Annotated in this window: 14 protein-coding genes; all 14 read left to right on the top strand. The window is 63.7% G+C overall.

What is annotated here, in order from left to right; all coding sequences use genetic code 11:
* The coding region (locus ACOGXE_RS00285) for a hypothetical protein (RefSeq protein WP_419930461.1) at positions 1-665 on the top strand (665 nt) is incomplete at its 5' end.
* 12 nt (positions 666-677) lie between these two features.
* Positions 678-986: a hypothetical protein gene (locus ACOGXE_RS00280; RefSeq protein WP_419930460.1), complete on the top strand. Its 309-nt coding sequence runs from the start codon at positions 678-680 to the stop codon at positions 984-986.
* A 12-nt stretch (positions 987-998) separates the two neighbouring features.
* Positions 999-1,613, top strand: a complete 615-nt coding sequence (locus ACOGXE_RS00275) for a hypothetical protein (RefSeq protein ID WP_419930459.1) — start codon at positions 999-1,001, stop codon at positions 1,611-1,613.
* The gene (locus ACOGXE_RS00270; protein ID WP_419930458.1) at positions 1,610-2,431 is read left to right on the top strand and encodes a hypothetical protein; all 822 of its coding nucleotides are present in this window, start codon (positions 1,610-1,612) and stop codon (positions 2,429-2,431) included. The genes ACOGXE_RS00275 and ACOGXE_RS00270 overlap by 4 nt, the downstream gene beginning before the upstream one ends.
* A gap of 26 nt (positions 2,432-2,457) precedes the next feature.
* Complete coding sequence (locus ACOGXE_RS00265) at positions 2,458-2,679, top strand: hypothetical protein (protein WP_419930457.1); 222 nt, start codon at positions 2,458-2,460, stop codon at positions 2,677-2,679.
* Between the two features lie 375 nt (positions 2,680-3,054).
* The gene (locus ACOGXE_RS00260; protein ID WP_419930456.1) at positions 3,055-3,249 is read left to right on the top strand and encodes a hypothetical protein; all 195 of its coding nucleotides are present in this window, start codon (positions 3,055-3,057) and stop codon (positions 3,247-3,249) included.
* A 24-nt stretch (positions 3,250-3,273) separates the two neighbouring features.
* Positions 3,274-3,717: a hypothetical protein gene (locus ACOGXE_RS00255; protein WP_419930455.1), complete on the top strand. Its 444-nt coding sequence runs from the start codon at positions 3,274-3,276 to the stop codon at positions 3,715-3,717.
* Positions 3,718-4,027: 310 nt separating this feature from the next.
* A complete protein-coding gene (locus ACOGXE_RS00250; protein WP_419930454.1) occupies positions 4,028-4,420 on the top strand; it encodes a hypothetical protein in 393 nt (130 codons plus the stop codon).
* A gap of 23 nt (positions 4,421-4,443) precedes the next feature.
* Entirely contained in the window at positions 4,444-5,250 is an 807-nt protein-coding gene (locus ACOGXE_RS00245) for a hypothetical protein (RefSeq protein ID WP_419930453.1), read from the top strand.
* On the top strand, positions 5,250-5,627 hold the full coding sequence (locus tag ACOGXE_RS00240; protein WP_419930452.1) for a hypothetical protein: 378 nt from the start codon (positions 5,250-5,252) through the stop codon (positions 5,625-5,627). Before ACOGXE_RS00245 ends, ACOGXE_RS00240 begins: the two co-directional genes overlap by 1 nt.
* Positions 5,628-5,677: 50 nt before the next feature.
* Positions 5,678-6,055 carry a hypothetical protein gene (locus ACOGXE_RS00235; protein WP_419930451.1) on the top strand — a complete coding sequence of 126 codons (378 nt, stop codon included), beginning with the start codon at positions 5,678-5,680 and terminating at the stop codon, positions 6,053-6,055.
* On the top strand, positions 6,043-7,824 hold the full coding sequence (locus ACOGXE_RS00230) for a tape measure protein (RefSeq protein ID WP_419930450.1): 1,782 nt from the start codon (positions 6,043-6,045) through the stop codon (positions 7,822-7,824). Before ACOGXE_RS00235 ends, ACOGXE_RS00230 begins: the two co-directional genes overlap by 13 nt.
* Before the next feature lie 70 nt (positions 7,825-7,894).
* Positions 7,895-8,572 carry a hypothetical protein gene (locus ACOGXE_RS00225; protein ID WP_419930449.1) on the top strand — a complete coding sequence of 226 codons (678 nt, stop codon included), beginning with the start codon at positions 7,895-7,897 and terminating at the stop codon, positions 8,570-8,572.
* Positions 8,573-8,585: 13 nt separating this feature from the next.
* Positions 8,586-8,966 (top strand): hypothetical protein, encoded by a 381-nt coding sequence (locus tag ACOGXE_RS00220; protein WP_419930448.1) that lies wholly within the window; start codon positions 8,586-8,588, stop codon positions 8,964-8,966.
* Positions 8,967-9,089 lie beyond the last annotated feature (123 nt).

The raw sequence follows: 9,089 nt of genomic DNA, 5'->3' as shown, positions 1-9,089 counted from the left end.
CAGCCGTCACGAACGATTCGGTCTCAAACTTCGACGTTGGGACGGTGCTGACGCCGCGACAGGGTGAAAACCGGATCATGCCGGCGTCGCTGGGACTGGCAGGTGGTTGGCCTCTGATTGAGCCCGGCAGTTCGATCGAGGTTCAGTTAGTCCACGGTGTTGACAGCGAAGAAGACGGATCGGGCGTGCCGCGAAACTTGAAGCGCGCGGTGATCCTCGTGGCTGAGCGCCTGCATGCAGGTGACTCGGTTGATGGAGTCAAGGACCAGCTAGAGGAGTTGACGCGGGACTGGATGAGTGGAAACACCGTGGTTGTGGTGCCACCTGAACCCGACGTGACGACTCTCTACGCCGATGCCCACGACATCCGCTTTATGAGCGCCACGGACCAAGCCTTCATTGAGTCGTCTAGGACGAGCAGCACGACGAACCGCATCACGCCGCCTGACATCGTGGTCCCGCCAGGTGAAAATGGGCAGTACGTGAGCTTCTTCTATCCAAGCGCTCGGGGTGTGCTGGCCTCTGCCATACTTGCCGGGTTCGAGTCGATTGCCTCGCTTGAGGACATGGGGCAGGTCGTCGTGGACGGTGAAACGGGACACCACTGGCAATCGAGGACTGTGTTCTTCCCGAGCTTGAACGGCTTCGCCTGGACCTTGACCTAAGAGGAGAATCGAATGGCGCCGATCGTGTACGCAGTGGCGACCGAGGAGGACATGTCCGCTGAGGTCGATCCGACCAGCGGCACGTCTACCGAGACGAATGAACTCACACTGCCCGAGTTCACGGGCAGCAAGTTCATCTACCTGTTCTGGCCTCTCTCACGTGGAGCTTTCGAGAGGTTTGAGCCGGTGCCGCCGTTCAACCAGGCCAACTGGTTTCAGGAGGTAGGGTTGACGGTGATTCCTGGCGGTGGACCTTACGTTGTCTTGCGGAGCGCTACCGTCGGCTACGACGTGCTCAGCGGCTTCACGTTTACCATCTAAGGGAGACAGAGAATGACGACCCCGATCCCGATTGTTGGCACGATCAGCCGTGCCGGCCCGGCCGCAGGCATCCAGCCGAACCTGCTCAACCTCACTGGCGCGGTACAGATCGCGCGAAACTCGACGGACGAACGGAAGGCGATGGTCAGCGTTCGTACCGGGGAGACGACGCTGTCTCAGATCGGCGACGTGGCGATCCCTGAGCCGGATCCGCGCATCCTGCGGCGCTTCGCGATCCGTGGGGACGCAGACCCGTTTACGCCGGCCGACTTTCTAGGCGCCGACGGCATGACGAGCTACAGCCGGACGTTCGGGTCGTGGACCCCGACGATCACGACCGGGCGCGGAGCGTTCGCGCTGCCGAAAACGAGCGTCGCCGATGAGTACTTCGCCGTCCCCGGCGACCTGGCTCCGGGGACGGCGCTGGGACTGTTGGACACGGTCACGGTGAATCGTGGCATTCCAAGCGTCTGGAGTCCGGGGGTCGTAATCGCGGCGGCTGCGACGGACATCACCATCGACGGTAGGGAGTACCGTTACTGGAACACGGATCGGGGCTTGGGCGCCTGGGCGTCGGCCTACATTCCGATCATCGTCCGCATGGCCTGGCTGCACATCCCGTCGTGACGTTCGACTGGATCCTCCGTAAGGAAGCGTCTGACGCTCTGCCAGCGGCGCGGGGAGCGACGGGTGAACTCTCCTACTCGATGGCGTGGCCGCTGCCAACAGGCAAGGTGTTGGAGGTCATTGAAGGGGTCCCGACGATCACGGGCGCGGCGACCGAGCTGGCGCCAGAGCGCACCTATCGGATGATCGCCACCGACGCGGTCGGCTCGGTCTTCCACGAGTTCCGCGCCTCTGTGTCCGCGCCGCTGGCGCTGCGGGCGCCGGCGAGGATCGCCGTCGGCGAAACGACCGACCTGCCCGAGCCGACCGGCGGCCCGCGGCCAGCTCAGCGCTGGCTCACGAACCAAAGCGGAGCGGAGGTCGTCGACGAATGGTCACTCAAGCCGGCGACCGCCGGAGAGGTCACGGCGACAGCACACGTCCGTAGTGGATCACTAAGCCTAGATCAGGCGATCAGCCTGGAGGCGGACTGGCTGTTGCGTTCAGCGTGGCACTTGGATCCGGCGCCGGTGCAGCAGTTCGCCGAGGATGACTTCATGTCCAGTCGCGGTACAGTGGCAGTTGGCGACACGATACAGTTGGGCCACTTCGACTATCGGGGTGGCGAGGTGGACATCGCCATCGCGTCGCCAGTCGCTGCTGGTCCCGTGACTGGCATCTATGCGCTTGGCGCAAGAGATCCAAGCCGAAACACGCTGCGCGTGTGGACAGCCTACGACATAGAAATCGATGGCAAGGCGTACCACGTGTTCGAGCTCAGGCATCCTTCCGACGCACCAACGCCGGCGTCCGGCTCATCATTCAGGTTCAGGCACTAAGAGGAAAACAAAGGAGGAGCACACCAATGGGAGCAGCAAGCGAAGTCGTCGAAGTCGCTGCGATGCAGGCCGTGTCGCTGATGCGGACTACGGACCACCAGGGCGAGGAACATGAGTGGGCCGGCCATGAGCTGGCCGACCTGGAGCCCGCTGCCATCGCCGCGATCATCAAAGAGTCCCGCCAATCGTGGATGAAGTTCGCCGACGGCAGCGCCATCACGATCACGGTCTACTCGTTGCGGGCTTAGTGCTGCCGTCATCGGCAGCCGCGCAAGAGCGGCGAAAACCCGCCTGGGCGCGCTTTCAGGCAGGCAGGAGTGAGTGTCCAGTGAGCGGACTGGACGAGGCTAGGATGGCGATCGCCGCTTGCGGGTGGCGCGAGGCTGTGTGTGCCGTCCTGTTACTGGCTCTGGCGGTGTGGCTGTGACCGCCTGCGCTGACTGCCGGCACTGGTACTGCGACGCTACGGGTACGAAGCTTGAAGAGGGCGAGTGCCACGAGCGCCCTCCGGTGCCAGTGAAGACTGATATCGAGATCGAGGCCAAGTTCCCCGTCACTTGTGAAGTCGATTGGTGTAGTAGATTTCAGCCACAGAACCACCATTCCACTTTAGGAGACAGGCAATGAACAAGAAGCTGAAGCAGGTATCGGAAGCACTGGACCGGACAGACGACATGGCAATCGACGGCTCGCTGGTCCACGAGATCGTCGCTGAACTCACCAGCGCCACAAGGTTGCTGCTTGAGATCGTGGACGATGCTCAGAAGCCGTCGCCGAAGCCGTCTCCGAGAAAGAGCGGCGTCGACACCAAGCCCTAACCGCTACAGGCAAAGAGCCAGCGGGTGTACATCGATTTCAGGGTAGACGGCACAGAAGCGATGCGCGGCCACATGAGCCGGATGCGCAATCAGGCCCCGCGGCGCATGGGCCTGCCGGTGGCTCGCGGCCTGGCCTACATTGCCCTACGCCACGCGCAGCGGACACGTTCGTTCAACAACATCACCTGGGCGTTGCGCCGCTCCATGAAGATCGTGCAGGCACGAGATTTGCATGGGCGCTTCCTGAGCGGCTACGACCTGCTGGCTGGCGGCCCCACGGCTCCCTATGGCCGCTTCCTCGAGCTGGGCACCAGGTACATTAGGGCGCGGCTCTTCATGTTGGATGCGCTCGTGTACACCCGTAACAGTGTGCGGATAGCTCAGGCCTTGGGCCGCGACTCGTTGCGAGACCTTGTTCGTCACACCCGTTTCGTGTCCCCGCTGCTGGTGTTCCAGCGACGACGATGAGGCGGCGGTTCACCAAACAGATCGTCTTCATTCAGCCAACCGCGACGGACGGTGAGTACAGGCACACACCAACGGGCGCGCGGCTCATCAGGATGCCGGAAAAGTACGTAGGTTCTGTTGACAGTGCATTCACCTCGACCAGCGACGATGTCTACGAGGTTCTGTCGCCACCGGATGGGGTGGGTACGAGCTGGCACGCAGAGATAGACGGGATCAGGCATCGTATCCGTGGCTACATGCCAATGCTCAATCTGCGCAACATCTGGCGCGTGACACTGGAAGCCACGGAGCCAACAGGGACGGTTCGCGAATGACGCAGATCAATGCACCCATCGATGAGCTGGAACGTGCCTGGGCGGTAGCCGCTCCGAACGACGCCTCGAACATCTATCCGCAGGTGCAGCGCGCCGTTGTGACTGGCGGCCGCCATAAGCTCAAGTTCCCATGCCTGCTGTACACCTCGCAAGGCATCCAGCCGTTCGGTGAGGCGGCGCCGTCCGGCAACCGCCCCATCAACTTCGAGACGTTCCTGGTCGATGTGATTGCCCAGGACTACCGCCAGTCACGCACACTGGCCGAGGCGTTCCGCAAGGAGCTGAAGGCCGATGGGTGGGAGTACCTCACCGACAACCACGGCCTGGACCTGGTGGTGGAGCGCGCTACCACGTTCCGCCGCGTTGCCCATGTACAGTTCCGCATGTAACAATCACGCGCAGGAGGTAGGCGATGCCGAACCCGACAGGAGTACAGACCGGCCGCGAGGCCTATGGGACGTTCATCGACGTCAACATCAACGGCCGTGTAGTCACTTTCCCGGGCGAGGTGAAGGGGCTGTCGCTGTCAAGCCCTGCGGCCGGCGCCGGGCAAGATCAGCGCCAGCGGGCACCATCAGGCAACATCCGCACCATCGATCCGGATGTGAGCCAGCAGCCGCGCACGCTCACGCTACAGGTGGACATGGCGGCACACCTGCGCGACTACCGTGCCATCGCCGCTCTGGAGGGCACGTCAACGCGCCTTCCTGTACGCCAGCGGCGTCTCGAGCTTCCCGTGTCCAGCGCACTGACTGGCACGGTCGAGATAAGCCAGGCGTTCGTGCCGACCTTCGCCGGCGACCCGCACGTTGCCGACGTGACGAAGGGCATGGCGCTACAGCCGGCTTCAGGACCAGCAGCCGGCAAGGACTTCGTCATCAGGGAACTGGAAGGCAAGGCAGGCTCGGTCGATCTCACGGCACAGATAGACGAACTCACGGTGTTGCTGGACCAGCAGGGCATAACAGCCGGTGCCATGTCCGAATTCACCGAAGGTACGGAGCTGGTGGCTGCCGTAGCTGCTGTGGTCTACAAGACGGTCTGGCCGGCCACGGACACGGGCTTCTTCAACTTGCTCGTGATCTCGGCACCTCGGATCGGTGACTTCTCGGGCGGTGAGCGCGGCCAGGTGGCAACGGCCGCGATTGTGTTCGAGCTGGTGGATGACAATGTGCCCTACGAGCGGCCGACCAACCTACCAACCGTTGCGGCAGCCTGATGGTTCAGGTTCCCTTCCTCGGCAGCACCGTTGAGCTGCGTTACCCATCGACCAGGGCAGATGTCGAGCGCATCGTAGCGGTGCAGATGGCACAGCCCGAGATCAAGAAGGGCGATCGCACTGACGAGCGCCTTCCTGAACTCATGGCATCGCAGGTTGAGGTAGCGGCCACCTGCATCTCCATATGCGATACCGATGGCCACGATCCCGAGCACTGGTTCGCGAAGCTCTACGAGAACGCGCACCTGAACGGTGAGGGGCCGACCGATTGTGAGCTGGCGGTGACCGCGCAGAAGATGTGTGGGTTGCGGCGCACCACCATCGACGGGTCAGACCTGGGAAAAGAGGGCCAGGGCTCGAAGTCGGTGGCCGAGTAGTTCGGCCAGTAGAGCGCGACTTCGAGGTCGCCATAGAAGCCGGCGCCCGGTTGACCCATGTTCTGGGCGCCGACTACGGCCGGCGCAGCCTCTGGGCGCGGATCCGATCGTTCATAGCCGGCCGCCCCGGGCGTGGCTTCTCGCTGACCGAGTACAACGCCTGGCAGTGGTACATCGAGCGAAATCCCATGCGCGGCTACCGCGGCATGCAGTACCTGGGAGCGAAACGGATAGCCCAGGCCGCGTCGACAAAGGATGACCCGGTCAGCGCGTATGATGTCATGTGGTGGCACGACCTGGACAAGCTCGTAGCGGATCACCGGGAGCTGATGGCCAAGCTGCCGGAGGAAATCCGTGATGCCACGGTCGAGGAGCGTCAGGCGTACATTGCCGCGCGCCGGCAGCGGGAGCCGGGATGGTTGACATAGGGACACTGCGGGCACGGTTCACGTCCGACGTCACGGACTTCAATCGCAACATGGCGTCGGCCGAGACGACGCTGGGCAGGGTTGCCGCCCGGGCCACGCTCGTAGGCACTGCTGTCGGCCTGATAGGCCGCGAGTACATCCAGCTCGCCGACGCTAACGTCCGCCTCGAGAACAGGCTGCGAGTGGTCACGGAGACGGAGGCCCAGCAGCTTGCCGTACGGCAGGAGCTGGTTGACATCTCACAGCGCTGGCGTACCGACGTCGCTGATCTGGCCGAGGTGTACGGGCGGCTGCGCTTCTCGATCGAGGACATAGACGATGGCCGTGTTCTGAGGCTCACGGAGAGCCTGTTGCGCGCCGGCATCGCTGGCGGCTCGAGCGTTAGAGAGCTGAACGCCGGCCTGGTGCAGTTGACGCAGGGCTTCGCGTCCAATCGCTTCCAGGGCGATGAGTTGCGGTCGGTGCTGGAGAGTCTGCCCGGCATCACCCGTGTACTGGTCACTGGCTTCCGGCGCCTGTCAGAGGAAGCCCGGATCGACTTTGAGGTGAACGGCATAGGTGACATCCGCAATGCCGCGGCCGAAGGACAGCTCACGCGCGACGTGCTCGTTGACGCCTTCGAGGCAGCCGAGGACGTGTCGGCTGACCTGGGCGAGGAGCTTAGGTTCGGTGTTGGCCAGTCCTTCCAGCTCATCAAGACGGAAGCGATCGAGTGGGTTGACACGATGGAGCGCGGCTTGGGGCCGTCCGCAGGGTTGGCTGGCAGCCTGGAGGCTGCGGCCGGATTCTCGGCCACCATCCGCGACAACGTGAACGAGTTCATCGACTCGCTCAACGTGGAGGGCGAGTTCGAAGACCAGGGCAGTTTCTTTGGAGCCTTCGGATCGATCTTTCGTGATCGGATCCCGGGCGCACAGTTCAGGCAGCCAACCGTCTTCGACGTTGACAACCGGCAGCCGTTGGAGGGCCTGGCGCCGTTGCCTGATGTCGAGGTAGAGCTGGTCGACTTCGATTTCGAGCGGGCTGTCGAGACGTTCCTGGAACAGCAGAAACAGGCAGTGCGCGACGCGGCTGCGGCGGAGCAGATCCGCGCCGAAGCGCTGAACCGTGTCAACGAGCAGACGCTCGCAGCCATCGAAGCAGAGCGGGAGCTGGCCGCGGCCCGTGGCGAAATCCGCGACGAGACCCTGAACCGCGTGAACGAACAGCGGCTCGAACGTATCCGCGAGGAGAGGGAGGCAGCGGCTGAGCTGGCCGAGGAGCAGGAAGCGATCCGGAACGAGACACTGAACCGGATCAACCAGCAGCGCCTGGACGAAATCAACGAGGCGGAACAGGCTTTGCTGGACCAGCAGTTGGGCCGCTATCGGCTGCTGGGCTCCACGATCGAGGACGTGTTCGATGCTGCCATCCGCGACACACTGGAATGGGAGGATGTGTTCCTGGCTGCGTTGTCGAACCTGCTTCAGTATGGCGCCGGCAACCTCAGCCAGGGCCTGGGCTTCTTCGGCGGCAGTCGGCAGTTCGGTGGCGCCATCAACTTCAGTGGTGACTACATCGTGGGCGAGCGCGGTGCCGAGCGCGTGTTCCTGCCGTCTGGCGCGCACGTAGAGCCTGGCCTGGGAGGTGTCACCATCTCGCCCACGTTCGTGTTCGAGGGCGGTAACGCCGAGGAGAACTACGCACTGTTCTCCGACCGGGCCATCCCGCAGCTCAACCGGGTCATTGATGCCAGGATCGCTCGGATGCAGAACCGAGGGAACGTCTGATGGGCGCGGGCGGCCCGACAGCGGCCGTTCTCGGCGCGCAGCGACCGTCCGCGTGGGTCAGCCTACGGCGGTGCCAGCGCGCCGCAGGCTGCTACAGCGCCGCCAGCGCTACCTGGTGTTCCGTGGCGATCGATGGAGGCGTGTAGTGGCTGGCGTTGCCTGGCCGGCCGACATCTGGCTGGAACGGATCGACTGCCAGGTGGTGGTGCCTGGTCAGCAGGTACGGAGCAAGGGACCTCCGCATGATCCGAACCCGCCCGTCTGGCGGATCGAGACTGAGGTGAGACCGTGGTCGACACGTGAGCTTGGCCTGTTCCTGGACTCCCTGGGCGGCGCCGCGCAACTGGTAGAGCTGCCACTGGCTGGCCCGGATGCGAACCTGCCCATCGATGACGTCTACGCGGCCGACGGTGACTGGTCTGTGACTGTCGTGCAGCTATCGGGCCGTTTCACGGACGTCACGATCACAGCGCGCGCCGGTGTTGCTGACCCACCTCGTGGTTCGATGGTTCGTGTGGGCAACGCCGCTGGCCAAGACCGGTTGTACGAGGTGTACGGCCAGACAGGTCGTGTACTGCACCTGAACCCGCGTGTCGAGCCGCCTACGGGGTCCACGGTGTTGCGCCGTGCTTCGACTGTTACCGTGCGGCTTGACACCAGCCTCAATCCGCGCTGGGGATCAAGGGACATCCGCGTGATTGGCACGTACCCAGGAGCCATTGCCCACTGGATCGAGGAGCTACCCTAAGCAGGAGGACCGAATGGCAGTACGGATTCAGAACTCAGCAGCCATCGACCACGGTGATGCCGCGGCCGACGTGACCATCACTCACGCGATGGTCGAATACGGGCCACCGGCCACCCGCGCCACGCTCGTTGATTGGACGGCGCTGACGGCGTCGGTCGCGGTCAAGGCCGGCCGGCCGATGCAGTTCGACGCGAACGAGTTCGACCTCGTGATCAAGAGCGGTGGCCTCGACGACGCGGGGCTGAAGAACCTCATCGACTCGGCGCTCGGAGTGGCTGGCAGCAACTTCCTGGTTCGGCTTGGTACGGCGTTGAACACGGAGGTCACGGACGCGAACTACAGCGCCCAGGTCGTAGCCGGGTCTGCGTTGACTACGTCGACCGAAGCCGACTAGATGAGGTAGTCCACGGGCATGGCTGACTCGATCTGGGTTGTCGCGGAGGAAAGCGGGGGGGGGGTAGAGCTGTGGGAGATCCCGGACCCTACGTCTCCCGGCACTGGCACGAACCACGGGATA

The sequence above is a fragment of the Candidatus Poriferisodalis sp. genome (genome assembly GCF_965208555.1).
Classification (GTDB): domain Bacteria; phylum Actinomycetota; class Acidimicrobiia; order Acidimicrobiales; family Poriferisodalaceae; genus Poriferisodalis.
This window is presented reverse-complemented; position numbering and strand designations above follow the sequence as displayed.

Bases quoted from the DNA above. Each gene is read 5' to 3' on its own strand.
- ACOGXE_RS00280 (WP_419930460.1), top strand. From the start codon at position 678: ATGGCGCCGATCGTGTACGCAGTGGCGACCGAGGAGGACATGTCCGCT.
- ACOGXE_RS00275 (WP_419930459.1), top strand. From the start codon at position 999: ATGACGACCCCGATCCCGATTGTTGGCACGATCAGCCGTGCCGGCCCG.
- ACOGXE_RS00265 (WP_419930457.1), top strand. From the start codon at position 2,458: ATGGGAGCAGCAAGCGAAGTCGTCGAAGTCGCTGCGATGCAGGCCGTG.
- ACOGXE_RS00260 (WP_419930456.1), top strand. From the start codon at position 3,055: ATGAACAAGAAGCTGAAGCAGGTATCGGAAGCACTGGACCGGACAGAC.
- ACOGXE_RS00250 (WP_419930454.1), top strand. From the start codon at position 4,028: ATGACGCAGATCAATGCACCCATCGATGAGCTGGAACGTGCCTGGGCG.
- ACOGXE_RS00245 (WP_419930453.1), top strand. From the start codon at position 4,444: ATGCCGAACCCGACAGGAGTACAGACCGGCCGCGAGGCCTATGGGACG.
- ACOGXE_RS00240 (WP_419930452.1), top strand. From the start codon at position 5,250: ATGGTTCAGGTTCCCTTCCTCGGCAGCACCGTTGAGCTGCGTTACCCA.
- ACOGXE_RS00230 (WP_419930450.1), top strand. From the start codon at position 6,043: ATGGTTGACATAGGGACACTGCGGGCACGGTTCACGTCCGACGTCACG.
- ACOGXE_RS00220 (WP_419930448.1), top strand. From the start codon at position 8,586: ATGGCAGTACGGATTCAGAACTCAGCAGCCATCGACCACGGTGATGCC.